At 62.4% G+C, this 25,312-nt stretch carries 23 protein-coding genes; 14 read left to right on the top strand and 9 right to left on the bottom strand.

Translation table 11 applies throughout. From position 1 onward, the window contains the following. Window positions 1-45: 45 nt before the first annotated feature. Window positions 46-3,486, top strand: coding sequence for a hypothetical protein (locus KBX07_RS07950; RefSeq protein ID WP_005288172.1), 3,441 nt, complete (start codon window positions 46-48; stop codon window positions 3,484-3,486). A 60-nt stretch (window positions 3,487-3,546) separates the two neighbouring features. On the opposite strand, the gene KBX07_RS07945 is transcribed toward KBX07_RS07950, so the two are convergent. Together KBX07_RS07945 and KBX07_RS07940 are read right to left on the bottom strand one after the other, a co-directional pair. After that, on the bottom strand, window positions 3,547-4,815 hold the full coding sequence (locus KBX07_RS07945) for a pyridoxal phosphate-dependent aminotransferase (RefSeq protein WP_255998793.1): 1,269 nt from the start codon (window positions 4,813-4,815) through the stop codon (window positions 3,547-3,549). Window positions 4,816-4,847: 32 nt separating this feature from the next. Next, complete coding sequence (locus tag KBX07_RS07940) at window positions 4,848-5,489, bottom strand: DUF1707 domain-containing protein (protein ID WP_198002214.1); 642 nt, start codon at window positions 5,487-5,489, stop codon at window positions 4,848-4,850. A gap of 154 nt (window positions 5,490-5,643) precedes the next feature. Here KBX07_RS07940 and KBX07_RS07935 point away from each other — a divergent pair, with 154 nt between their 5' ends. Beyond that, window positions 5,644-6,960 carry a hypothetical protein gene (locus tag KBX07_RS07935; RefSeq protein WP_050748780.1) on the top strand — a complete coding sequence of 439 codons (1,317 nt, stop codon included), beginning with the start codon at window positions 5,644-5,646 and terminating at the stop codon, window positions 6,958-6,960. A gap of 98 nt (window positions 6,961-7,058) precedes the next feature. Then, entirely contained in the window at window positions 7,059-7,991 is a 933-nt protein-coding gene (locus KBX07_RS07930) for a DUF3824 domain-containing protein (RefSeq protein WP_005288185.1), read from the top strand. Between the two features lie 127 nt (window positions 7,992-8,118). Here the strand turns inward: KBX07_RS07930 and KBX07_RS07925 are convergent, their stop codons facing one another. From KBX07_RS07925 to KBX07_RS07905, 5 genes are all read right to left on the bottom strand, one after another. After that, on the bottom strand, window positions 8,119-9,126 hold the full coding sequence (locus tag KBX07_RS07925) for a substrate-binding domain-containing protein (RefSeq protein WP_005288189.1): 1,008 nt from the start codon (window positions 9,124-9,126) through the stop codon (window positions 8,119-8,121). After that, window positions 9,119-9,496 carry a hypothetical protein gene (locus tag KBX07_RS07920; protein ID WP_005288192.1) on the bottom strand — a complete coding sequence of 126 codons (378 nt, stop codon included), beginning with the start codon at window positions 9,494-9,496 and terminating at the stop codon, window positions 9,119-9,121. Before KBX07_RS07920 ends, KBX07_RS07925 begins: the two co-directional genes overlap by 8 nt. A 10-nt stretch (window positions 9,497-9,506) precedes the next feature. Then, the gene (locus KBX07_RS07915; RefSeq protein ID WP_005288195.1) at window positions 9,507-10,868 is read right to left on the bottom strand and encodes a Na/Pi symporter; all 1,362 of its coding nucleotides are present in this window, start codon (window positions 10,866-10,868) and stop codon (window positions 9,507-9,509) included. A 95-nt stretch (window positions 10,869-10,963) separates the two neighbouring features. Continuing rightward, window positions 10,964-12,778, bottom strand: coding sequence for an ABC transporter ATP-binding protein (locus KBX07_RS07910; protein ID WP_256023688.1), 1,815 nt, complete (start codon window positions 12,776-12,778; stop codon window positions 10,964-10,966). Further along, complete coding sequence (locus KBX07_RS07905; protein ID WP_256023687.1) at window positions 12,775-14,499, bottom strand: ABC transporter ATP-binding protein; 1,725 nt, start codon at window positions 14,497-14,499, stop codon at window positions 12,775-12,777. Before KBX07_RS07905 ends, KBX07_RS07910 begins: the two co-directional genes overlap by 4 nt. 110 nt (window positions 14,500-14,609) lie before the next feature. Between KBX07_RS07905 and KBX07_RS07900 the strand changes: the two genes are divergently transcribed. Both KBX07_RS07900 and KBX07_RS07895 read left to right on the top strand, forming a co-directional pair. After that, window positions 14,610-14,876: an antitoxin gene (locus tag KBX07_RS07900; RefSeq protein WP_255998806.1), complete on the top strand. Its 267-nt coding sequence runs from the start codon at window positions 14,610-14,612 to the stop codon at window positions 14,874-14,876. 6 nt (window positions 14,877-14,882) lie between these two features. After that, complete coding sequence (locus KBX07_RS07895) at window positions 14,883-15,281, top strand: type II toxin-antitoxin system VapC family toxin (RefSeq protein ID WP_256023685.1); 399 nt, start codon at window positions 14,883-14,885, stop codon at window positions 15,279-15,281. A 229-nt stretch (window positions 15,282-15,510) separates the two neighbouring features. On the opposite strand, the gene KBX07_RS07890 is transcribed toward KBX07_RS07895, so the two are convergent. After that, window positions 15,511-16,140: a hypothetical protein gene (locus KBX07_RS07890; protein ID WP_256023683.1), complete on the bottom strand. Its 630-nt coding sequence runs from the start codon at window positions 16,138-16,140 to the stop codon at window positions 15,511-15,513. A gap of 223 nt (window positions 16,141-16,363) precedes the next feature. Between KBX07_RS07890 and KBX07_RS07885 the strand changes: the two genes are divergently transcribed. The 7 genes from KBX07_RS07885 to KBX07_RS07855 are packed head-to-tail and all read left to right on the top strand — an operon-like array spanning window position 16,364 to window position 23,029. After that, entirely contained in the window at window positions 16,364-18,046 is a 1,683-nt protein-coding gene (locus KBX07_RS07885) for a nitrite/sulfite reductase (RefSeq protein ID WP_256023682.1), read from the top strand. After that, entirely contained in the window at window positions 18,043-18,300 is a 258-nt protein-coding gene (locus tag KBX07_RS07880; protein ID WP_005288214.1) for a hypothetical protein, read from the top strand. Before KBX07_RS07885 ends, KBX07_RS07880 begins: the two co-directional genes overlap by 4 nt. Then, window positions 18,300-19,076: a phosphoadenylyl-sulfate reductase gene (locus KBX07_RS07875; protein ID WP_370687277.1), complete on the top strand. Its 777-nt coding sequence runs from the start codon at window positions 18,300-18,302 to the stop codon at window positions 19,074-19,076. The genes KBX07_RS07880 and KBX07_RS07875 overlap by 1 nt, the downstream gene beginning before the upstream one ends. Next, entirely contained in the window at window positions 19,069-19,971 is a 903-nt protein-coding gene (cysD, locus tag KBX07_RS07870; RefSeq protein ID WP_255998814.1) for a sulfate adenylyltransferase subunit CysD, read from the top strand. Before KBX07_RS07875 ends, cysD begins: the two co-directional genes overlap by 8 nt. Next, entirely contained in the window at window positions 19,971-21,290 is a 1,320-nt protein-coding gene (locus tag KBX07_RS07865) for a sulfate adenylyltransferase subunit 1 (RefSeq protein ID WP_256023680.1), read from the top strand. The genes cysD and KBX07_RS07865 overlap by 1 nt, the downstream gene beginning before the upstream one ends. Before the next feature lie 16 nt (window positions 21,291-21,306). Continuing rightward, window positions 21,307-22,023, top strand: coding sequence for a sirohydrochlorin chelatase (locus KBX07_RS07860; RefSeq protein WP_256023678.1), 717 nt, complete (start codon window positions 21,307-21,309; stop codon window positions 22,021-22,023). Window positions 22,024-22,054: 31 nt separating this feature from the next. Next, window positions 22,055-23,029, top strand: a complete 975-nt coding sequence (locus KBX07_RS07855) for a sulfite exporter TauE/SafE family protein (protein WP_256023745.1) — start codon at window positions 22,055-22,057, stop codon at window positions 23,027-23,029. A 3-nt stretch (window positions 23,030-23,032) separates the two neighbouring features. On the opposite strand, the gene KBX07_RS07850 is transcribed toward KBX07_RS07855, so the two are convergent. Further along, complete coding sequence (locus KBX07_RS07850) at window positions 23,033-23,542, bottom strand: DUF1707 domain-containing protein (RefSeq protein ID WP_256023677.1); 510 nt, start codon at window positions 23,540-23,542, stop codon at window positions 23,033-23,035. A gap of 328 nt (window positions 23,543-23,870) precedes the next feature. Here KBX07_RS07850 and KBX07_RS07845 point away from each other — a divergent pair, with 328 nt between their 5' ends. Continuing rightward, the gene (locus KBX07_RS07845) at window positions 23,871-24,326 is read left to right on the top strand and encodes a GPP34 family phosphoprotein (protein ID WP_256023675.1); all 456 of its coding nucleotides are present in this window, start codon (window positions 23,871-23,873) and stop codon (window positions 24,324-24,326) included. A 341-nt stretch (window positions 24,327-24,667) separates the two neighbouring features. Then, the gene (locus KBX07_RS07840; RefSeq protein WP_040423472.1) at window positions 24,668-25,285 is read left to right on the top strand and encodes a GPP34 family phosphoprotein; all 618 of its coding nucleotides are present in this window, start codon (window positions 24,668-24,670) and stop codon (window positions 25,283-25,285) included. Window positions 25,286-25,312: the final 27 nt, after the last annotated feature.

Below are 25,312 nucleotides of genomic sequence, written 5' to 3'. Positions count from 1 at the left end.
CTTTCGTTGGTTAATCAGTACAGAAACGTTAGGCGAATCCTCCCAATGACCCCCCTTAGCTCTGTGCAGCCCTCTGGCCTGCGCATTTCCGTTACCAAGCGCGCCGTCAGTGCCGCCACGGTCGCCATTATTGGATTGTCCACTGTCCGGGTAGTTGCCCCCGATTGGGGCGCGCTTCCTGCTGCTTCGGCGGAACCCCAGACCGTAAACGGCCAGCATTACAACGACCAAGCTCCGCAAAACGTGCCGTGGGGTGCGGTAAAGAATGAAAATCAGTTCAGCGGAATGTTTTTAAGCCTCGATGCAATTTCGAAGGAAAAGGCTAAGACAGGCAAGTACGGCAACTGGGGTAGCTCAGTACCGCTGACCATCTGGAGCAAGCAAGATAAGACGGACTACAAGAACGTCTTCTCTGGTCTCGATCGCCCGGTGCCGTTCAAGGGTTCCAACAGGCTTGCAACTCCGCTGGGCGAGTGGTCATACACCTCCGAATTCAATGAAGTGTTCTCCGTCAACTGGACTCCCGCTCCGGGGTACATCGGTTACGCCCCGCCGCTGCCGATCCAGATCGATCCCTTTAAATCGAAGCTCAAAAAGGAGTACCACTACGCCACCGTTGACCTGCCGGGCAAAGGCACGACGGATCTGACATCCACGGGCGCCTTCGGTGCCACGCAGACTGCCCAGGCATCTGCTGGCTTCAACGGTGTGAAGGACGGCATGGGCTGGTCCGGGTTCACACCGAAGTACGCCTTCCAGGTGGATAGGCAGGACGCAGTCGCAGGCAAGGTCGACGGCGCTCTCGACTACAAGACTGACGCTGCCACCAATTACCTCGGCCACGTCACCACCGAGCTGAACACCAGCGAAGGTAAGTACTCGATCAATCCGGACACTGGTGAGGTCTCCTTCACGCCGAGCCCGATCTTCTTCTCGGATGCCGAGGTCAAGGATGCGAACATCACGCAGAAGTCGGCGGCACCGGTGCGCGTCGTCGTCAGCAACATGACCACGAATACGATCGGGAAGAACCGCCGCGTCATGGCGTACGGGCAGACTCGGCCGGCGCACACAATCAACCCGAATAATGCTTCGTATGCGGAGGTCACCACCCTTTACACGCCGAACGTCGTCAAGCCGACGGTCGGCCTGAACAACGCGGAAGCGAATGAACTGGCCGGACGCGACGTCACGCTGAATCCTGATTTCGCGCAGTCCAGCGGGCAGGCGGCGATCGATAAATCCTCAGTGGCCTTGATCAATGCCACTGGTCAGGACGCCGGGCGCGAGCTGACGGTCGACGGCGAGGGCACGTGGAAGGTCAACCGCAACGGCTCGGTGACCTTCACCCCTGAGCTCGGTTTCGTGGGCAACCCCACGCCGATCCAGTACACCGCGAAGAACGAGCACGGTGTTCCCGCGGGCAGGGCTACCCTTTCCGTGCGGTACGACGTGCAGGACGGAACGCTGGCGACGACGATCGAGGAGCAGGGCAAAGCTCAGAAGTCCACGGACAACGGTAAGGGCGACTGGGGCCTGACCGCCCAGAAGATGTTCCCGGGTTACCCGAGGTCGTGGTACGGCGAGTTCACGTACGGCCTGGTCACCCCTGATGGTGAGCTGGTCACGCAAGATACTTCGCTGCAGATTGCGAATGTCGGCCGGTACAGCATCAACAAGAACACCGGTGAGGTCACATTCACTCCGGAACCGTCCTTCACGGGCGCTGCTCCGGCTGTCGGCGTGCGCATCACGAATCTGAAGACTGCGAATGGCCAGCCCCGCCCTGCGGACGGTCACTACCGGCCGATTGTGTCGACGACGAACATGATCCTGCGGCCTGTGTCCGCCACCGGCGAGGTGGGGGAGAAGCTCACTGCGGCTCCGAAGTACGGCAGGGGTATGGTCCCGGGCTCCGTTCAGATCGACGGTGCTGACGCGGACAGCAGCGGCAAAACGAAGACTATCCCCAACCAGGGTGCCTGGTCCGTTGACCGTGAGGGCGTTTTCACGTTCACGCCTGTCGACGGTTTCTACGGCACCCCGGACCCGGTCGATTACACCGTGGCCAACGCTGAGGGTGTGCGCTCGGAGCCGGGCACGGTGCTGGGTGAGTACAAGGCTGTGAAGACGTCGCCGTCGACAAGCACTGGCGATGCAAACCAGCCGCAGAAGTCGAAGTCGGGCAAGGAGATGTTCCCGTCCTTCCCGAGCGACTGGACTATCGCGTACTCGCTTGCGGATGCTGCGGACAACGTTCTGACGAGGAACGAGGGCACCTACACTATCGTCCCGACCACCGGCGTGGTCACGTTCGAGCCTGCCGACAACTACCGCGGAACCCCCGGTACCGTCACTGTGGAAGCAATGACGAAGACCGGCGCGAAGGAATCCACCACCTACCAGGTGTCGGTGACGGGCCAGACTACGGCGACGAACACGACGACGTTGCCGCCGGTGACGGAGACGGTCACCACCGAAGTTCCGACCACTGTGACTACTGCGGTCCCCACCACCGTGGGCGGTGTTCCGACAACGGTTGAAAAGACCGTCACCACGACCGTGACGTCGAAGTCGACGTACCAGGTCACGGTCACGACGACCCCGCCGCAGGCAACGATTACGCAGTTCCCCGCGCCGATGACGGAGACCATTTCGCCCAGCCCGGTCACGGTGACGCCTGCCCCGATCACCACAACGGTGAACGTCACGGGTGAACCGACGGCGGTCACTGCCACTCCGGAGGCCATCACCGCGACGGTGCCGGACGTGGTCACGACGGTCAGCGGCACGCCCGTCACTGTGGCAGTGCCGCCGGTGACGGTGACCCCGAACCCGGTCACCGTGACTGTGACGCCGCGTGTTTCTCCCACCGTCACGGTCACGCCTGAACCGGCAACGGCGACTCCGGATCCCGTCACTACCACGCTGACGCCGGCTCCGATCACTACGACCTTGGACGGCAACAGCCTCGAGATCAGCGATTCCGTTATCAAGGTCACTGCACCGACGGACAACCCGTTCTCTGTGCAGGTGGACGTGCCGGAGATGGAAACAGGCTCCCTGAAGTTCACCGGTGTTGGCGGTGTCGACCTCCAGCCGGAGATCACCCCGGACATGCGTGAAATGAAAGTTCCGGGCCAGGGTCGCTGGATTATTGACAGCGCTACGGGTGAGATCACTTTCTTCCCGAATCCGAACTTCGGCGGTAGGATCTCCCGGGCTGAACTCGCCTACAAGCGTAAAGACGGTTCTGAGCACAAGTTCACTATCCAGGCTTCCTACCCGAAAACGGAGGAGCCGGAAGAGCCGAGCAATACGGGCACGCCGAACAAGCCGACTGAGCCGAAACCGTCGGGGAACTCGCGCGATGCTCTACTGTGGTTGCTGCCGTTCGGTCTGCTGGCTGCGGGCCTTGGTTTGCTGGGTATGCCGACGATCACCTTGTACCCGGAGCAGATCAAGAAGAGTCTCACGCGCCAATAAAGGTCAGGGGGCGGGCAATAAACGTTGTCGCTTATCGGTGCCCCCTAGCCCCCACGCTCCTTAGTGCTGGTGGTAGTCGCTGAGGAAGTTGCCCAGCCGTTCTATGGCGTTCTCCAGCTGGGACGCCCACGGCAGCGTGACCACGCGGAAGTGGTCCGGTTTGGGGTAGTTGAAGCCGGAGCCGCCGACCATGAGGATCTTTTCGCTCTTGAGCAGGTCGAGCATGAAGCGTTCGTCGTCGTAGATGTGGTACATCTCGGTGTCGATCTTCGGGAAGGCGTAGAGCGCACCCTTCGGTTCGACGACAGAGACGCCGGGGATTTCCCGCAGCTTCTTGATGGTGATGTCGCGCTGTTCCTTGAGTCGGCCGCCTTCACCGGTGAGACTGAAAATGGACTGCCGGCCGCCGAGCGCGACCTGGATCGCGTGCTGGCCTGGCACGTTGGAGCACAGGCGCGTGCCGGCGAGCAGATCCAGGCCCTCGACGAATCCGGTGGCGCGGCGCTTCGGGCCGGTAATCATCATCCAGCCGGCGCGGTAACCGCACACCCGGTACGCCTTCGACAGGCCATTGAAGGTGCAGGTGACCAGGTCAGGGGCGACCTCCGCCATGGAAATGTGCTTGGCGCCGTCGTACAGGACGCGGTCGTAGATCTCGTCGGCAAGCACCATGAGCTCGTGCTCGCGGGCGATATCCGCGATGCCCTCGAGGATCTCGCGCGAGTACACAGCACCCGTGGGGTTGTTCGGGTTGATCACCACGATCGCCTTGGTGCGGTCGTTCACCTTGGAGCGAATGTCCTCGAGCGAGGGGTTCCAGTCGTCTTCCTCGTCGCAGATGTAGTGCACGGGAGTGCCGCCGCTTAACGACGTCGCCGCTGTCCACAGCGGGTAGTCGGGAGACGGGATGAGGACCTCGTCTCCGTCGTTAAGCAATGCCTGCGTGACCATGTTGATCAGCTCGCTGACCCCGTTGCCCAAGTACACGTCGTCAATATCGAATTCTGGGAAACCGTCGATCTCCTCGTAGCGCGTGACGACGGCTCGCCGCGCCGGAATAATGCCCTTCGACGTCGAGTACGCCTGCGAGTGCGGCAAGTTGGCGATGATGTCGCGCATGATCACATCGGGAGCATCGAAACCGAAGATGCCGGGGTTGCCCGTGTTCAGCTTGAGGATGTTGTGGCCGTCGCGCTCCATTTCCTCCGCCGTCGCCGCGACCGGTCCACGCAGGTCATAGGCCACGTTCTTGAGCTTGTCCGCCTGATCAAAATGGCGGTGTTTCTTCAAAGGCTTGCGCTGGGGGTTCTCATTGGTGTCGTCGCTCATGGGGCCATTCTATTGAGAATTCGCCGCGGTTTTCACCGCTTGAAGCGGTTAATCGTGTCTTGCGCGTAGCCCATCACGTCGCCAGTGAGCTGGTCGCGCTGCGCTGCACGCAAAGCTTTACGACGTTCCTCCTCCAGCCGGCGGGCCGTCCTCATATCCCTGAGTCGCTTGCGCTCAAGCTGTGCCGGACTTGGGGTGTACCAGCTATCCGGGCCGACCTTCATGATGTAGAGGAGGATGAACAGCGTCGGAACAATGAAGACTGGCATCATCGCCCATAACGGTGCGACAGTTTCCGCCAGCACGATGCCGCCGCTGAGCGACAGCAGCGTGCCCAGGCCGAACATGCCGAGGCGGATGTTCTGGCCACTCTTGCGGGCAGTCGCAATCTCGTGGCGGGTATAGACGTCGAGTTCCTGGCCGTGCGCCGGCTGGTACTGCTGGTATGCCTCTATCTCCTGAGACTGCTGCTGCGTGGGGAGGTCCCGGAACAGCGGTTCCAGGTCACGGTGGGTGGCGGCCTGGGTAGCGGCATCGCACCGCTTGTCGTACTCCTCCGGATCCAAGCGGCCCTCGCCGTACGCGTAGGTCAGCTGGGCCAACGCGTCCGCACGCTCCGCGTCAGACAGGCGAAGGTCGCGGGCCGGGGGCTTAGGGTACGGCTGATTACTCACGCCATCCATCTTAAACCTGGTTCATCTCGCGGCGGCGTGTTCATGCAACGGGGCACGTTAAGCGCTGTCTACCCCCTTGATGCAATCTGAATAATGGCTGAACAATGCTTCGCTTGAACTCGCATATTTTCGCCAACACAATATGATAGCCCTTATGACCAACCCCAATGATCCAAATAACCCGTTCGGCGGTCAGGACAACAATCCTTTCGGCGGCGGCTACGGAAACAACAGCAGCAATTCCAACAACCAGAACCCCGCTGACTCGACCGGTTCCACCTCCTACGGGCAGGGAGGCTACGGCCAGTCCGGCTCCAGCTCCTATGGCCAGAGCAGCTATGGCCAGGGCGGCTCTAGCGCCTACGGAGAGGGCTCCTATGGCCAGGGTGGCTCCAGCGCTTACGGTCAGTCCGGCTCCGACCAGTTCGGTTCCACCTCGAACTCCGGCTACGGTGACTCCACCTACGGTCAGTCTGGCCAGAACGGCTACGGTCAGTCCGGCTCGGGCTACGACCAGTCTGGCTCCGGCTACGGCGCCTACGGGCAGACACCGGGTCAGGACGGTTACGGACAGAACTCCTACGGTCAGGCCTATGCTCCGGGGCCGGGTTTCCAGCACCCGGAGAATGACCCGAACGCTTCCGAGTCGGGCCGCCCGCTGCAGCCCACCGGCGGCTCGCTGCCGATCGTCGAGTCTATTCCGTTCGCGTTCAAGCGCCTGTTCAGCAAGAACTGGCACGTATACATCGGCTTCACGGTGCTGATGATGATCGCCTCGATCGTTGCGCTGCTCCTCATCATTGTTCCGGTGATCGCGGCGGCGACCAACGACCCCAATGCTGGCAGCCCGAACTACAACCTGGCGGAGGAGCATCCCTTCGGGATCATCGCCGGGTACCTGGTCATGATAGCCATCATGTTCGTGATGTACATCGTGCTGTACAACACTGCATTGCGCGACAGCCGCGGTGAAGAACCGAGCTGGGGCAACCTGTTCAAGAACATCCGATGGGGCCAGGTCATCTTGGTCCACGTCCTTCTCGGATTGGCTGTGTTTGTGATCTATGTCGTCTTCGCGCTGCTCATGATCTTCTTATCTGAGGTACACGTCGCGCTGGGCATCATCGTCTTCCTGCTCATGATCGCAGCAATGATCGCCGCTGCTCCAGTTCTCAACCTGGCGCCGTTCTACGTGTACGACGGCCGCACCAACGCCGTCGGTGCCTTCAAGATGGCGTGGCAGGATGCTAAGCCCCATTTCCTGCTGATCGTGGTTTCACTCTTCCTCATCAGCATCGCTTGCAGTGCATTCGCAATCGTAACGATCGGGTTCGGCATGTTCGCTCTTCCAGCGCTCCAGGCCCTCGCCTACGTCTTCATCTACCGCTGGATCAGCGCACACCGCGACCAGCCCAACCAGGCTGGCCCGCAGCACCCTGAGTCCCCCAACGGCTACATGAGCATGTACTAAAGCTCACCCGGTGTAACCCTCAGCGTGCCGCCTGCATCTAACAATGGTGCTGGGCGGCACGCTTTTCATCTCTTAGCAGCAGGTATGAAGGAGCCAAGATGACCACGGTGACAGTCACCGAGCCGATCGGGTTCGGGTTCAAGCGGGTATTCGACAATTTTCTCGTCTACGCCGGGATCAACCTCATCTTCACGGCTATTGTCATCGCCACGTTGATCATGGGTGGGGTCACGGGGGTTCTCTCCGACGAGGAGATCGTGACCAACGAAGACCTCATTAAGGCGCTCGTTTTCGTCGCTGTTCTCGGCTTCATCTGGTTGTGGTGGCAGGTCGCACGCACCCGCGTTGCTCTCCGCGATGTCGCCGGCGAAGGAGCCCGCTGGTCCAACGCATTCACTGGTTTGCCGATCATCGGGGCGGTGGTGGCGTACTTCTTGACCGCCTGTTTCGGGGTGATCGTTGTCGGTCTGCCTATCGCCGGAGCGGCCCTGCTTTTCGACGTCCACCCGGCCTTCACCGTTCTCCTCGGCATTGCTGCTGTAGTGCTCGCGTTCCTGGTGTACCCGGTGGTCGTTCTGGTGCCGGTGTACGTCATCGATAGGGCAGCGAACCCATTCGAGGCCTTTGGCCGGGTCTTCAAGGACCTCAAAGGGTGCTACTGGACGGTTCTGGGGTCGATCACTCTGCTGCGCATCATCAACTCGGTGCTTTCCTTGTTCACGCTCAACCTGTCGCTGTTTGTCACCTACCCGGCCGAGTCTTTGGCATTTGCCCGCATTTACCAGCTGATCCGCTCCGACTACCCTTACGTCCCCACGTACGGCGTCGCGCGCGGGATGCAGCCGCCCTACGGCGATCCCATGTACCCGGCTGGTTCCTACCCGGCTTATCCGGCCCACCCGTACCCGTCTGCATACCCTGATTCCCCGTATCCGGCGCCTTACCCGAGCCAGCCGTATCCTAGCCAGCCCTACCCGGGCCAGCCGTACCAGCAGCCGCCGTACCAGGGTCCGGGCACACCCGGCTGGTAACAGAAACTGCAGCTCCCAACTGCTTCGACTGTGAAGAATGACTAAGAGGGTCTGACCCCCGATTCAGAATCGGAGTCAAACCCTCTTAGTTGCGGCCGGGCCGGGCTGCTTGCCAGCTAGTCCGGGTTTATGCTTGCCAGCGCTCGTCTGCGCCGGTCTTGCGGTCAGCGTAGCGCTTCTGGGCGCCTTCGTAGTCCTCTTCCGGGAGCTGGTAGAAGTACACGCGTGGCATGACAGCCTCAGCGTGCTCGAGGTAGGTGGTGACGAACTTGTCCACGTCCTCGCGCTCGGCCGACTTCTTGCTCACGTAGATGAACAGCGGACGGGACAGCGGGTAGTTGCCGTCCTTCGTTTCCTCAGCGGTCGGTTCGACACCGCCGACCTTCACGTTGTCGATCATGCGCTGGGCATCTTCCTCAGCGGAGAGGTAGTTACCGATGCCCATGAAGGACAGAGCGTTCGGGTCATCAGCAACCCACTGGGTCAGCTCATCGATGTCGTCGGTGGACTCGTAGTCGTCGCGGATCTCGTCACCGTCCAGGACCAGGTCCTCGAACACGCCGAGGGTACCGGAACCCTCCGGGCGGCCGTAGAGCTTGATCTCCTCGTCCGGCCAGGACGGGTCGATGTCGGACCACTTGGACACCTCGGACTCCTTCGACCAAATGTCGTGCAGCTGCTCGACGGTCAGGTCGGTCGCGAAGTCGTTGTCGCGGTGTTTGACGATGGTGATGGCGTCCAGACCGATCGGCAGCTCAATGTACTCGACGTCGTTGTCGGCGCACTGCTTCTGGAAGTCGACCTCTGCGCCGTCACCCGGGATAGGCGTGGAGGCGTCGTTGATGTCAGCTTCGCCGTTGCAGAACTTCTCGAAACCGTCGGTCGAACCAATGGCCTCTACGTCGACATCGAAGTCGTAGCGGTTCGCCATGTAGGAGGTGATCGGCTCGATGGTGGCGGAACCGGTGGTCTTGATCGGGCCCCCAGCGGCAGCGTTGGTCTCGCTGCCGTTGTCGCCGCCAGAGTTGCTGTTGCCGGAGCTGCCGTTCGAGCCGCTGTCAGAGGAGCAGCCGACTGCGAGGACGGTCATGCCCGCCAGGATGGCTGCGGTGATGGACTTGCGGGCTTTAGCCATTGGTCTTGCCCTCCTGCATCTCAGCACGGAACTCGCGCAGCAGGCGGAAGAGGTTCTTCCAGGAACCCTGGGAGTTGCTCCAGTACTTGGCGAAGTTCTCGTCGAGCTCAGCCTGCTGTTCAGGCGTGACGTTCGGGTTGATCTTCTTGTGCTTGCGGGTGCCCTCTCCGGTTGCAGCAGCAGCCTCACCCTCCTGGTCAGCGGCTAGACGGTCCGCGTTGCGGCCGCGGGCGTTGAGCTCGACGCGCAGCTCTTCTGCGGTCTCTTCGAGCTCCTCGAGCAGGGCTTGCAGTGCCTCATCCGGAGCCTCGTTCTGGATGAGCTCCTGAGCCATCGGGGACAGGTCGGGGGTCTCGTTCGGGTTAGTCATTGAAGACTCCTTACATCAAAGTGTTGGAAATGAAGACGGCTAGCAGCGGGATAGCGAAGAACACGCCACCGATGTAGATGAAGACGTAGAGCTTGTTCTTCTCGGCCAGGCCAGCGAGCCAGTCCGAGCAGCGCGGGGGGATGTTGCGCAGGAACGGGATACTCAAGATGAGAATCGCGGAGAAGAGGTTGAACAGCATGTGCACCAGCGCACCGGACATTGCTGCCTCTGCTTCTGCACCGGATGCGGAGAACGCAGCGATGAGGCCGGTGAAGGTCGTACCGATGTTCGCACCGACCACGAACGGGAACAGGGTGCGCACTTCGAACTTGCCGGACGCAGCCAGTGGAACCGTCAGGGCGGTGGTGGTGGAGGAAGACTGAACCAGCGCGGTGATCAGGGCGCCGGAGAGCGCACCGATGAAAGCGTTCTTACCCAGTGCGGCGTAGAGGATGTCCTGGGCCTTGCCCACCAGCAGAGCGTTGAGGACCTTACCGATGAACTGGATGGACACCAGAATCAGAGCGACACCGATCAGGGCGAGAATAATGCCGCCCCACATGTCACCGAGTGGCTCGACGAGGCTGCTGACCAGCTCAACGAGCGGCTCTGTGATCATGTCAATGAAGTCACCGAAGGCCTCGAAGCCCTTCGAGATGATGCTGTCGCCGCCACCGGCCAACGACGGTGCGATGGCAGTTGCGGTCTTGCCTAAGAATCCGGTGAGGATCTCCAGCGGGAAGAAGACGCCGATGGCGATCAGGTTGAAGAAGTCGTGCACGGTCGCCATGGAGAAACCGTTCTTGAACTGCTTCTTGTTACCGGCCAGACCCAGGGCGACCAGGGTCGAGGTGACCGAGGTACCCATGTTGGCACCGAAGAGCATCGGGATGGCGATGTTCAGCGGCAGACCACCGGCGATCATGCCCACCACGATGGAAGTGGTGGTAGAGGAAGACTGGATGATCGCCGTGGAGACGATACCGATGGCCAGACCCACGAACGGGTTCTCAGCGAAGGAGAACAGCTCTTTAGCCTGGTCGCCGGCGACCATCTTGAAGCCGTCACCGATCATGCCGACGCCGTTGAGGAGCAGCCAGATGCCGAGGAAGACGGCGACCCAGTTAGCTACCTGCTTTGCGGTGCCTTCAAACGGGAGGAAACCGAGCGGGTCGTTTTCCTCGGCCTTGTCTTCGATGTCGTCATCGATATCGGAGGAGTCGGTATCGGAGGAATCAGTGGTCGTGGTGTTCTTGCCGTCGACATCGACCGGCTCAGAATCTTTCACGTTCCGGTCGATGACGCGCACGTCTGCCTCGTCGGGCAGATCGTGCTCACCAGCTGGATCGCGGGGGAGTCCCTTTTTACTCATTAGCGCTCACTTCTAATTAGGGGCGAATATGGGCGCTCGTCAGGCTAATCTAAGGAACTGGACAGGCGAGTAACAGAAGATGAACGCTTGTTGAACTAGAAGTCGCCCGCAGCTCCGTCTGGTTGCTGCATACGCCAGTACACCCCGCGGCGCGCCATCAGCTCGTCGTGGGGGCCCTGTTCGACGATGCGGCCGGCCTCCATGACCAGGATGGTGTCGGCGTCGCGGATCGTCGATAAGCGGTGAGCAATAACGAACGCGGTGCGCCCAGAGCGCAACGACCCCATCGCTTCCTGCACGAGAACCTCGGTGCGGGTGTCCACGGACGACGTTGCTTCATCGAGGATGAGCACCGACGGCTGAGCAAGAAACGCTCGAGCAATAGTGATCAACTGTCGCTCACCGGCAGAGATGGCGCCGGAATCCAGGTCGACGACCGTGTCGTAGCCGTCGGCAAGCGTGCGCACGAAGCGGTCGACGTACGTGGCGCGCGCGGCGGCGATGACCTCCTCGTCGGTGGCGTCAAGATGCCCGTAGCGAATGTTCTCCATGATGGTGCCTTTGAACAGCACAGCGTCCTGCAGCACCATGCCGATCTCGCCGCGCAAGGCCGCACGAGGGACGCTTCGCGTATCGACGCCATCGAGCCGGATCTCACCCCTATCGATGTCGTAGAACCGCATGAGCAGGTTGACCAGTGTCGTTTTTCCGGCGCCCGTGGGGCCGACGATCGCGGCGGTCTGCCCCGGTTCGACGCGCAGGGTCAGGTCTTCGATAAGTGGCGTGTCGGGGGAGTAGCTGAAGGAAACGTCGTCGAATTCGACGAGTCCGCGCGCGGGTGTGGCAAGGATGCCGTTGGCGTCGGTGCTCTGCGCGGGCGCGTCGAGGAACTCGAAGATGCGCTCGGCCGATGCGACACCGGACTGCAGCATTTGCAACATCCCGCCGAGCTCACCGAGCGGCTGGTTGAGCTGGCGCGAATACTGGATGAACGCCACCGCCGAACCCAGCGTGATGTGCCCGCCAGCCACGCGCAGAGCACCGACGACCGCGATGACCACATACGACAGGTAGGTGATGAACTGCATGGTCGGGAAGATCGTGCCCGAAAGGAACTGCGCCTTGAACGCGGAGCCGAACAGCTCGGCGTTGCGGCGATCGAATTCATTCTCCATCTCGTCGGTGCGACCGAAGATGAGCGCGACCTCGTGGCCGGTGAACGCTTCCTCGACGTGACCGTTCAGCGCGCCGGTAGAGCGCCATTGCTGACTGAACTGCTTTTGCGAGCGCGTTCCCAGCACGGCGATGACCAGTCCTGACAGCGGCACAGCGATGAGAGCGACGAGGGCGAGCTCCCAGGAGATGGAGAACATCATCACCACGATGCCGGTGAGCATGATCGCCGAGTGAATCAAGTGCCCCATCGCCTGTTGCAGGGCTTGCTGCACGTTGTCCACGTCGTTCGTCGTGCGCGACAGCAGGTCGCCGCGCTGCCGGGTGTCGAAGTAGCTCAACGGCAGGTCATGAACTTTCGCCTCGATCGACGCGCGCAGGTCGTACACCGCCCGCATCACGGCCCGGTTAATCACCGCACCTGAGGCCCAGTCAGCGAACGATGCGCCGGTGTAGATGACCAGCAGCCACATCACAACGTCGCTCAGCCGCTCCATGTCGCCGCGCGCGATCACGTCGATGGCTATGCCCAGCACCGCCGGCCCGGCCACCATGAGCAGCACCGAGACCACATTGAGCACCACGCCTGTGCCGAACGCGAGCTTGTGCGGGCCCATGAGCTTCAGCATCCGCCAGGCAGAGGGCCAGAACGCTTTTGCTTGTCTGCGTCCCGCCTCCCCGGTCTTTTCCTCCAACTCCAGGAACTCTTCGTCGGTCAAGTCTGTCTTGGCACTCATGCGTCCACTCCTTCCTGGGACGCAACGATCTCTTGGTACGTCGGTGAGTTGGCCAGCAGGGATTCGTGGGTACCGCGGTCCACAATCCGGCCGGCTTCCATGACCAGGATCTGGTCGGCGTCGACAATGGAGCTGACCTTCTGCGCCACGAGAATGGTCACCGCACCGGCCGTGTATTCGGCCATGACCGCCTGCAGGTTGGATTCGGTGATGGGGTCAAGGGCGGAGAAAGAGTCGTCGAAAAGCAGCACCTTCGGATTTGCTACGAACATGCGCGCGATGCACAGACGCTGGCGCTGCCCGCCGGAAACGTTCGTGCCGCCCTGGGAGATGGGCATGTCCAAGTCCTCGACGAAGTCCGCCTGGGCGACGCGCAACGCCGCCCACAGTTCGTCATCGGTGGCGTCCGGGTTACCGAAGCGCAAGTTCGTCGCGACCGTCCCGGAGAACAGGTACGGCTTCTGCGGAACCATTGACACGGTGCTGGCCAGGTGCTCGCGGCTCAACTCCGTGGTGGGCACGCCGCCGAGTGACACTACGCCGGAGCTGGGTGCGCGCAGCCGAGGGATCAAGGACAACAGCGTCGTCTTTCCCGCTCCAGTCGAGCCGATCACGGCCGTTGTGGTGCCTGGGCGGGCCTCGAAAGAAATGTCCTCCAGGACCGGGGCGTCTGCGCCGGGGTAGCAGTAGGTGACGCGGTCGAATGTGACGGTGGGGTCAGTGGCCGGGGTGGTTGGGGCGTCGATAAGCGAGGGCGAGTGCGCCAAGACTTCCGTTACACGGCGTGCGCACACGAACGCTCGGGGCAGCGGAATGATCATCGCCGCGCCCATGACCACCGCAATGAGAATCTGCAGCATGTACTGCATGAATGCCGTCAACGAACCGATCTGCATCAGGCCGGCGTCGATGCGTTGGCCGCCGAACCACATCAGGGCGGTGATCGCGGCGTTGAGGATCAGCATGACCACAGGAAACAGGATCACAAACACGCGGCCGACATTCAGGCTCACCCGCGTGATGTCCGCGTTGGCCTCGGCGAAACGTTGCGTTTCAAAGTCTTCGCGGCCGAACGCGCGCACCACACGAATGCCGCTGATCTGCTCGCGCAGAACGGCGTTGACCGCGTCGAGGCGCTCCTGCATCTGCGTGAACAACGGCAACAGCAGCGCAACGACTGCCGTGACCACCACCGCGAGAATCACTACCGCAACCGCGACCAGCCATGACAAGCCAGCGTCCTGCCGCAACGCCATGACCACACCGCCGATCGCCATGATCGGCGCGGTCGCGAGCATGCCCAGTGTGAGCTGCAGCGCGACCTGAATCTGGTAGATATCGTTCGTCCCGCGCGTGATCAGCGTCGCCGGCGGAAACTCCGCCATATCCTCAGCGTCAAAGCGGTTGACGTGCGCGAACACGTCCTTGCGCAGCTCACGCGCCACGCTTGTCGACGCCCACGCCGCCAACCACATCACCCCCACCGCCGTGACAATCTGCACCAAGGCCGCGAACAGCATCACCCCGCCAGTGCGCCATATATAAGGTATGTCGCCACGGGCCAGACCCTTGTCGATGATGTCCGCATTCAGCGACGGCAACCACAACGTAGCCAGCACCGACACGAGCTGGAGTACCAGCACGCCCGCGATGGCGGCGGCGAAGCGGCGGTCTGTGCGGAACACGCTGCCGATGAGGCGGATCAGATGGGGGAGGTTCACGGGGCAATCATAGGCCTGTGCCGTTTCTGGAGCATAGTGTCGCCATTCGGCCGTATATACTTGGAGTTATATCCGTAGTGACGGTGTTGATAGTGCTAAAGGAGGAAGTTGTGACGAAGCCCGTTGAAACCACCGTGTTCAAATCCGGAAACAGTCAGGCTGTCCGCATTCCGGTGACCCACCGACTCGTCGTCGAACGAGTGACCGTCGAGCACGTCCCCGAGGGTCTGCTCCTCCGTCCCGTCGAAGAGACAATCGGTGACGCGCTCAACCGGCTGCGCGCCTACCAAGCCGCAGAAGGTATCGAAGGGGGACTTCTCGAAGAAGTCGAAGACCTTCCACTCGAACCCTTACCTGACTTCGACGACAGGTCCTGATAGACCATGCGGTATCTGTTCGACACGAACGTCTGGATTGATCTTGAACGGGGCAGTTATCCGCACGTGCTGGACCGTGCCTCGAGCTGCACACGAGATCAAGTAGGCGTCTCCACAGTGGTTCTCGGAGAACTGTATGCAGGTGCTTTACGGTCGATGGACCCTATTCGAGCGCGACGATCCATCGACACGTTCTTGGCGGGCTGGCCGAGGATCGGTGTGGATGAACGAACTGCAGAGATCTACGCGGAAATTCGAGCGGCCCTGCAAAGTCAAGGACGAGTTATCGGCCCCAATGACTTATGGATCGCGGCTCAGGCATTGCGCGAGGATGTGGTCCTCGTGACGGCCAACGACGATGAATTCTCCCGAGTGCCATCGCTTGAGGTTGAGAACTGGCGATAGTCCGCACTGCGGAGTCCCTGCGGTTTTGCGGCAGTCCGGTGAGGTGGCGCCGGGCTGGAATACTGCTCGGGCATTTCCGGAATACTGCTCAGGTAAACATGCAGGTCAGAAACGTTCGGTTTGGCTTATAAGGTCGAGCAGTATTCCGGGGGTCGGGTGGAGTTCGATGGAGCGGACTCCGCATTGCGGAGTCCCTGCGGTTTTGCGGAGTCCCTGGGGTTTTGCGGAGCTAGGGTGTGGCTGGAACTGCATTCGCTGCAGACAGCAGGGTCGTCCACTGGGCCACCGTGACGACGCCAGGCGCAGACGGGCCGGATGCTGACACCGCGGAAACGTCCGCCCAAGCCGGCCGGTGCCAGCCTTCCCACGTGGTGAAGGGGAGGCTGCGGGACTCGAGAAGGGCGACGATCGCGCCGGGCTGGTCGGCCACCTGCGGTGAAGCGACGACGGGGGTGCGGCTGACGGCAATCGCGGCATCGGCGGCGGACGCGGAGAGCGCGTCGTAAACCTCGGCCGCGCCAGGAGATGTGCCGATGACCACGACGGACCCGGCGGTGTCGCTGGCCCCGGCGTCAGAATCAGACGCCGCGACAATCGTGTCGTAGTAGTGGGTCAGTTCGCCGACGGTCACGTCAGTTCCGATGGTGAGGTTGCCGAAGAGTCTGAGGCGGGGGACGTCGATAAGCGAGCGGGCGCTGCGGTGCGATGAGCCGAAGCGGATGAGGGATGTGGGGGCGGGGGAGGCGTCGAAAAGGTCGACGAAGTAGCTGCGGCCGGGCATGCAGATGAGGAGGTCCGATGCGTGGATGCCGGTGGGGCCGGCTCCAATGACGGCGACGCGGGAAACGCGGCTGGTCATGTGAGTCTCCTTCTGTAGCTGGGTAGACCGCTTGGTCTAAAAACTTAGCAACGATTAGTACGCAGTCAAGGCTCAAGCGAGATTTACATTCATATGAACGTGCAGACCAGCGAGCCGAAACCTTGCAGGGGAGTGACCTTATGCGGGCTGGCTGTGTAGCGTGCTGATCAACAAACCGCACCGCGCAACGCTATAGACAGAGCGGTACACAGAAGGAGGCGGCATGACCACCACCACAAGCGCAGAAGCACGGCCCCGCCCGGCGCGTAAGCCAAAGCCGGAAGGCCAGTGGAAGATCGACGGCCAGGCGCCCCTCAACCACGATGAGGAGCTCAAACAGGTCGAGCCCGTGCTGGCGGTCAAGCAGCGCGTCATCGACATCTACTCTAAGCAGGGCTTCAAGTCGATCCCGGAAGAAGATCTGTACCCGCGCTTTAAGTGGCTGGGCATGTACACGCAGCGCAAGCAGAACTTGGGCGGCGAGCACACCGGCAAGGACAACCTCGAGCTGCAGGACGAGTTCTTCATGGCGCGCGTGCGTTTTGACGGCGGCCAGTGCTCCACCGAACAAGCCCGCGCCGTCGGCGAGATCAGCCGCGACTACTGCCGGTCCACAGCCGACCTGACGGACCGCCAGAACATTCAGCTCCACTGGCTGCGCGTCGAAGACGCGCCGGCGATGTGGGACAAGCTCGAGTCGGTCGGCCTGAACACCTGGGACGCCTGCGGCGATGTGCCGCGCGTGATCATGGGTTCGCCGGTGGCGGGCATCGCGAAGGATGAGATTATCGACGCCACACCGGCGATTGAGAAGATCAAGAACGAGTACGTCCTGCGCGAGGAATTCCAGAACCTGCCGCGCAAGTTCAAGACCGCGATTTCCGGCAACGCCCGCCAGGATGTCGTGCACGAGATCAACGACATCGCGTTCATCGGGGTCAACCACCCCGAGTTGGGTCCGGGCTTCGAGTGCTTCGTCGGCGGAGGCTTGGCGACGAACCCGATGCTCGCCCAGTCCCTCGGCGCCTTTGTCACCCTGGAGGAGGTGCCGGAGGTGTGGGCTGGCGTGGTCCGCCTGTTCCGCGACTACGGCTACCGCCGCCTCCGCGCCCGGGCACGCATCAAGTTCTTGGTGGCGCAGTGGGGCATCGATAAGTTCCGCCAGGTCCTCGAGGACGAGTACCTGGGCTACAAGCTTCCCGACGGCCCGCACGCCCCGACCAACCTGATCGACCGCGACCACATTGGCATCCACGAGCAGAAAGACGGCAATGTCTACCTGGGCGTGAAGCCGACGATGGGCCACCTCACCGGAGAGCAGCTCATCGCCATCGCTGACCTGGCCGAGTCTTACGGCCTGAGTCGTCTGCGCTTCACCCCGTTCAAGGAAATTCTGTTCCTCGACGTCGGCCCGGAGCAGGTCCGGGCGCTTGCGGCAGACCTGACTGAGATGGGCCTCTACTCCGCCCCCAGCGAATTCCGCCGCGGCATGCTCACCTGCACCGGCTTGGAATACTGCAAGCTCGCCCACGTGACCACAAAGGCCCGCGGCATTGAGCTTGTCGACGAACTCGAGGAACGCCTCAAGGACTTCGACTCTCCCATCACGATCGCCCTGAACGGCTGCCCGAACGCCTGCGCCCGCACGCACATCGCGGACATCGGCCTGAAGGGCCAGATGGTCGACGACGGCAACGGCAACAAGGTCGAGGGCTTCCAAGTCCACTTGGGAGGCGCCATCGGCGACGGCGCCAACTTCGGCCGGAAGCTCCGCGGCCACAAGGTCCTTTCGACTGAGCTTGGGGATTATGTGACGAGGGTGGCGGGTAATTTCGTCGAAAAGCGAAACGACGGCGAGCTCTTCCGCGACTGGGTCGCGCGCGCCGACGAGGATGACCTGCGATGAGCTTCCGCCGCAAGCCGAACCCGAACCGCAACCACCCCGCGTATTGCCCCTACTGCGCGGGGGAAGGGTTATTTCCTGATGAACAATCGGATTTTGCATGGAAATGCACCGAGTGCCTGCGTATCTTCGAGGTGTTGTTCCACGGGCAAGATGACCCGGACGTGGCTCCGCAGAAGGCCAAGTCAACGGAGCAAGCACTGCAGGAATCGCTGGCCCGTCACGGCCACGACGCGGTGTTGAGGAAGGAGAAATAGTGGACTTTCTAAACAGGTCCGCGGGTGATGTGCGCGACCCCGAAGTGAGCCCCGAGGGCCCCAAAGAAACTGCGCCGCTGACCCCAGAGATCGCCGAAGCAAACGCGAAGCTTGTCGACGAATGGGCCGACAGGCTCTACGACGCCTCCGCGAAAGAGATCCTCGAGTGGGCCCACGAGTATGCCCCAGGCAACCTCGTGGTGACGTTGAGCATGGAGAACACCGTTCTCGCGGAGCTGGCGAAAGACTACCTGCCGGAGGCGGACTTCCTCTTCCTGGATACGGAGTACCACTTCGACGAGACGCTTGATGTCGCGGACCAGGTCGAAGAGCGTTATCCGGCGCAGCGCCTCGTCCGCGCGAAGGCGATCCTGTCCCGTGAGGAGCAGGACCGCGTATACGGCAAGGCACTCTACCGCCGCAACCCGACCGCGTGCTGCCGTATGCGCAAGGTGGAGCCGCTCGCGGTGAACCTCTCGCCCTATGTCGGCTGGGTCACGGGCCTGCGGCGTGACGACGGCCCCACCCGCGCCGAAGCCCCCGCTTTGAGTTTGGATGCCACGGGCCGGTTGAAGATCAGCCCGATCATCACGTGGTCGCTGGACGAGACCGACGCATACATAGAGGACAAGAATTTGATCATCCACCCGCTGACCAAGCAGGGCTACCCCTCCATCGGCTGTGCGACCTGCACCCTGCCGGTCGCTGAGGGCGAAGATCCCCGCGCTGGTCGCTGGGCCTTTTCGAGCAAGACGGAGTGTGGTCTGCATGGCTAACGAACTCTCCCCGCACCTGCGGGATCTGGAGAACGAGTCGATTCACATCCTGCGTGAGGTGGCAGGGCAATTCGACAAGATCGGCCTGCTGTTCTCGGGCGGCAAGGACTCCTGTGTCGTCTTCGAGCTGGCGCGCCGCGCGTTCGCGCCCGCCGCAATGCCGATCGAGTTGCTGCACGTGGACACCGGCCACAACTTCCCGGAAGTGATCGGATTCCGCGACCGCCTCGTCGAGGAAACCGGTGCCCGCCTGCGCGTGGCGCACGTGCAGGATTGGATTGACCGCGGCGACCTGGTCGAGCGTCCCGACGGCACCCGCAACCCGCTGCAAACCGTGCCCCTAGTGGAGACCATCGCTGAGGTCGGTTACGACGCCGTTCTCGGCGGCGCCCGCCGCGACGAGGAGCGCGCCCGCGCCAAGGAGCGCGTCTTCTCCGTCCGCGACTCTTTCGGCGGCTGGGACCCGCGCCGTCAGCGCCCTGAGCTGTGGAGTCTCTACAACGGCGAGAAGCTTCCGGGCGAGAACATCCGCGTCTTCCCCATCTCCAACTGGACGGAAGCGGACGTGTGGGAGTACATCGGCGCCCGCGACATTGAGCTGCCGGCCATTTACTTCGCCCACGACCGCGAGGTGTTCAACCGCGACGGCATGTGGCTCACCGCCGGCGAGTGGGGCGGCCCGCGCGAGGATGAGACCGTGGAGACCCGCCGCGTGCGTTACCGCACCGTTGGCGACATGAGCTGCACCGGCGCAGTCGATTCGACCGCGACAACCATTGACGAGGTGCTGGTCGAGCTCGCCGCTTCCACCCTGACCGAGCGCGGCGCCACGCGTGCCGACGACCGCCTGTCCGAATCCGCCATGGAAGACCGCAAGAAGGAGGGCTACTTCTGATGAGTCCTTTTGGAAATTCTGCAGAGCCGAATGCGTCGGCGAGTGAAGCGTTAGCGCAACGAGCGACGCTGAGGCTCTGCACGGCCGGCTCCGTTGACGACGGCAAATCCACCTTCGTCGGCCGCCTCCTGCACGACACGAAGTCGGTCCTGGCGGATCAGCTCGCCAGCGTCGAACGCACCTCCGCCGACCGCGGCTTCGAGGGCCTCGATCTTTCCTTGCTTGTCGACGGCCTCCGCGCCGAGCGCGAACAAGGCATCACCATCGACGTCGCCTACCGGTACTTCGCCACCGACCAGCGCAGCTTCATCCTCGCGGACACCCCGGGGCATGAGCAGTACACGCGCAACACCGTCACGGGCATGTCCACGTCCCAGGTCGTCGTTTTGCTTGTCGACGCCCGAAACGGCATCAAACCGCAAACCATCCGCCACCTCACCGTGGCGAGCCTGCTCGGTGTGAAGACAGTCATCCTGGCCGTGAACAAGATCGACCTGGTGGACTACTCGCAGAACGTCTTCGAGGAGATCAAGGGCGAGTTCGAGTCCCGCTGTGCTGCCCTGGGCATCGAGGAGCCGCACGCCGTGCCGATCTCCGCGAAGTTCGGCGCCAATGTTGCCGAGCGCTCCACCGAGACATCCTGGTACGAGGGCCCGACCGTGCTCGAGCTGCTGGAGACCATCCCGGTCAACTCCGGCCGCGCGCTGGACCTGGCGTTCCGGTTCAACATCCAGTACGTCCTGCGTGAGCACGAGACGGACTACCGCGCCTACGCCGGCACCGTGAACTCCGGCTCCGTGCAGGTCGGCGATGAGGTCGTCGCGCCGAACGGCCGCACCACGACGGTGACGCACATCGACACGGCGGATGGCCTCGACGGCGCGCAGTCCGCTGACGCTGGCGACGCGGTCTCCCTGCGCCTTGCCGACGACATTGACCTCACCCGCGGCGACCTGCTGGCCTCCGCGCCATTCCCGGAGCTCGTCCGCGAGTTCCACGGCACCGTCGTCGGCCTGACAGAGAAGGACGTCGCCACTGGCCAGGCTGTGAAGCTGCGCTATGGCACCTCACTGGTCCGTGCCCGTGTTGGCAGCGTCGACCGCGTCATCGACATCGACGGCACGGCTTCGTCCAACTCGGATGACACCGCACCAGAGTCCTTCGGCCTGAACGACATCGCGCACGTGACCGTCCAGACGGCGCAGGAGCTGCCGGTGGAGGAGTACGCGGCGCGCGGTGCCGTGGGCAACTTCCTGCTCATTGATCAGGCGTCCGGTAACACGCTGGCAGCTGGTCTCGTGGGAACGCGGCTGCGGTAGGAGAGCTGAGGTCATCATGAACGCACCCGCCCTGATCACGCTGTCGCACGGATCGCGCCACCCCGGCGCGCGCCCCGGTGTGGCTACGCTGACCGCTGCCGCCGCAGCTCAGCTGGGCGTGACGGGTGTGGATGCGCACCTCGAGTTCGACACCCCCGACCTCACCGCCGCTGCCCAGCAGCTTGTCGACGCTGGCCACACCCGCGCCGTTGTCGTACCGACCCTGTTCACCACCGCCTTCCACGCCACCCACGACGTTCCGCAAGCGATCGCGGAAGCCCGCGCAGCGACCGAACTCGAGCTCATCCCTGCCGAGGGGCTGGGCCAAGGTCGTGATGTGGCGGCCATCCTCGCCGCTCGAGCCGTGACCGATATCGCGGCATCCGGCCGGTCGATCCGGGAGATCATCCTCTACCCGGTCGGCACTTCCAACACGGAGGCGGCCGGGAAGACGGTGGAGCTGGGGCGAGACGTCGAAAAGCTCGTCGGCATTCCTGTCACGACCGTTCCCGCGACGGGCCATGGGAAGAGGGATCTAGGGGAGCTGGCAAGCGTCGATAAGCATCTGCTCCCGCTTTTTGTCACTGAAGGTTTGCTCCTGGACCGGGCGTTTCGAATGTGGCCCGGTTCCGTCTCCGCGCCGCTGGGTGCGGACCTCGCACACGTCGTAGCTTCGCGCTACCGCCGCGCACTCGCGCACACAGACGCCCTGGCCGCTTCGGCCACGGCGTAATTCTCACCAAAGGACAGCCACCATGAACCGCATGATCACGCTCATACTCATCGCCATCGCCGGCTTAGCCGGCCAACTTGTGGACGGCGGCCTGGGCATGGGCTTCGGCGTCACATCGACGACGATCCTTGTCATGCTCGCAGGCCTGGGACCCGCGCAGGCCTCCGCGGTGGTGCACACAGCTGAGCTGGGTACAACGCTCGTGTCCGGCATCAGCCACTGGAAATTCGGCAACGTCGACTGGCGCGTTGTCGCCGCGATCGGCATTCCTGGCTCTGTCGGAGCGTTCGTCGGTGCGACTGTGCTGTCCAACCTGTCGACGGAGTCCGCGAAGCCGATCATGTCGCTTATTCTCGCGGCGATCGGCATCAACCTGGTCTATCGATTCTCCCGCGGGCTCATTCGCCGGCAGGTCGTAGAGACCCCGCACTCGAAACCCTTCCTTGGGTTCCTGGGTTTGTTCGGCGGATTTGTCGACGCCACTGGTGGCGGCGGCTGGGGTCCCGTCACCACCTCGACGCTGCTGTCGGCTGGCCGCTCCGAGCCGCGCCGCATTGTCGGTACCGTCAACACCGCGGAGTTCTTCGTCACCGCGGCTGCGACCGCCGGCTTCGTGCTGGGAATGTGGGACGACCTGGTCACCCACCTCTCCGCGGTCGGTGCGCTGCTACTCGGCGGTGTGATTGCCGCGCCGCTGGCCGCATGGCTGGTGACCAGGCTCAACCCGATCCTGCTCGGCGGCATCGTGGGCACCTTGATCGTCATGCTCAACCTGCCCGTCGTGCTCAAGGCCCTTGGTGTCGGGGCGACCGTGCTGATCGTGGTGCGGGTGGTCGTGCTGGTTGTCGGCGTGGCACTGTCGATCCGTGGATGGAGGCGCCACCGAGCGAACTGGCGTGCCGCTAACGAGAAGGAAGCAGCCATCGGCGCTGAGTCGGGTTCGGCCGAGGCGACAGAGACTCCGGCACACGCGCCGGATACCTCCAACGCCAGTGCGCGGAGCTAAGCACTAGTACAGCTCTGGTCGACCGGCCGGGGCAAGCCCATCCTGCGGACGCTCCCGGGTAGCCCTTTCAATGAGTGTTCGCCCAGCGAGGAGCGCACCCCACGGCCCGATCACCCACGCAGGCCAGAAATAGGTGGGAGTCGCCGTCACCGCGATGATGCCCCAAATGGTCAGCACGATCAGCGACACCGCTACCCACGTTGCAACCTCAACTTTCAACTCCTTGTTGTGGAGTTGGCGCACCGAACGGGAAGAGACCGGGCGTGGCATCGTCCGAGCGGGCGCTGCAGCGCCAGTAGGGGAAGGGCCGGTACCTGCCGAACGTGTGACTGTGCTTGCGGTCTTTGCCTGCGGAAGACCCTCGAGTGCGCGCGAGATTGCCGCGGGATTGTCGTCGAGAAGCATCGCCGACCGTTCTTCAAATTCGTTGAGATCGATCTGGCCCGAGCCGACAGCGTCTTGCAACTGGGCTAACGCAGCGTCGTGGGCAGCGGAATCAGGAATCGATGACATGCGTGTCCCTTGTGCGGCTCAAAGGGGTGGCCAATTCACTGGGTTCCATTGCACACGTTCCAGGCCCTATGCGCAATGCTCGGAGCTTTAACTTTTCTCTAGACTGGGGCCATGTTGATTTCGGAGCAAATACTACTTCTCTCCACCAACGACGAAGGCAAGCACGAGTCGGCTTTCCTGTGGAACGACATGCTGCTGCGCAGCGGTTTGCTTGCGGACTTGATGAGCCGCGGCCTTGCAACCATCACAGAGCGCAAGCTCCGAGACCCGATCGTCGCTCCGAGCGTGCCTGCGGCCCAAGTGGAGGATCCTGTCCTCCGTACTGCCGTTGAAGCCCTGGAGAAACGGTCGGGCAAAACGACTTACGGACGTCCTGTGGTCCGAATGGTTTGGCAAGCGCCAGGATGTCGCCCAACGACTGGTCGCCGAGGGGGTTCTGGAGGAGTCCGGCGGAGGCTTCCGTCTTTTCTCCCGGAACCAGTTCCCGACCCGCGATGGGATGCCGGAACTGCAGCTCCGCGGCCGCCTGGAGCAGATCCTTCGTGGTCAGGCGCAGCCGACGGAGCAGGATGCGACGCTCATCATGCTCCTCGATATCTACGACGCCATCCGCCCGCTCCTCAAAGAGGAGCTGCGCGGGATGGGGCGCACAGAACGCAAGCAAGCGATTGAAAACGCATCCGCCTCCGTCACATCCCCCGAGATCGCTCAGACACTCAAAGCTGCGAAGAAGTCCGTGGAAATGGCTGCGGTTGGGGCGACAATGACCGTGTTCACCCCCTAAGTCGGACTGGGTGTGTTGGTGTTTTTTCGGGCAAGGCACCGCGCTCAATACATTTTTACTATCGCCTTCTGACGCCTCCGGTGAAATCCCGCCTGGGAAAACGTCGCATCGGTTCACTGAAAGGCGATACTGAAAATCTATTCCTGCCGAGCCCAGGGGACAGTGCCTGTGGCCATGCGCCGGTGCTCCTGGGGTTCGGAGCTAATACGCAGGAAACTGCGATGATGCAGGGGACATTTTTCCGGGCGGGCCAGCTCCGAGTGTCCATATACTGAGGGCATGTTGATTTCGGAGCAAATACTACTTCTCTCCACGAACGACAAAGGTAACACGAAACCTCAATGCTGTGGAACGACATGCTCCTCCGCAGCGGACTCATGGCCGATCTGGTTGGTTGGAAACTAGTCACGATCACTGACCGAACAATCCGCGCCCCGAAGCTCACAGCTGCTGTTCCGTCGGCGCAGGTCGAGCATCCTGTGCTGCGACACGGCGTAGAGATGATTGAGAAGCGAAACAACAGGTCTACTTACGACATCATCGCGGATGACTGGTTCGCGAAGCGGAAAGATGTCGCACAGGGGCTCGTCGCGCAGGGTGTCCTCGAGGAAACAGACGGGGTTTTCAGTTTCCTCTCCCGAAATCAATTTCCTACTCGCGATGAGTCGGTGGAGCTGCAGCTCCGCGGCCGACTTGAGCAGATTCTCCGCGGCCAAGCAAACCCGACATTGCAAGAATCGATGCTCGTAGCGCTTCTCGACGCCTACGATGCCGTCCGCGCCCTCCTCAAGGAAGAGCTACGCGGAATGGGCCGCGGCGAAGTGAAGCAGGCAGTCAGAGATGTGGCGGCCTTGGTGACGGACCCGGATCTTGAGCTGGTGATCAAGGCAGCGAACAGTGCTGAAACATCGGTCACGGTCAACACGACAGTGATGATGGCTAACCAGGCCAGGAGGTAGCGCAGGGGCTGACCGGACACCAAGGGA

The organism is Corynebacterium sp. CCUG 70398 (assembly GCF_024454055.1).
GTDB lineage: Bacteria > Actinomycetota > Actinomycetes > Mycobacteriales > Mycobacteriaceae > Corynebacterium > Corynebacterium genitalium.
This window is presented reverse-complemented; position numbering and strand designations above follow the sequence as displayed.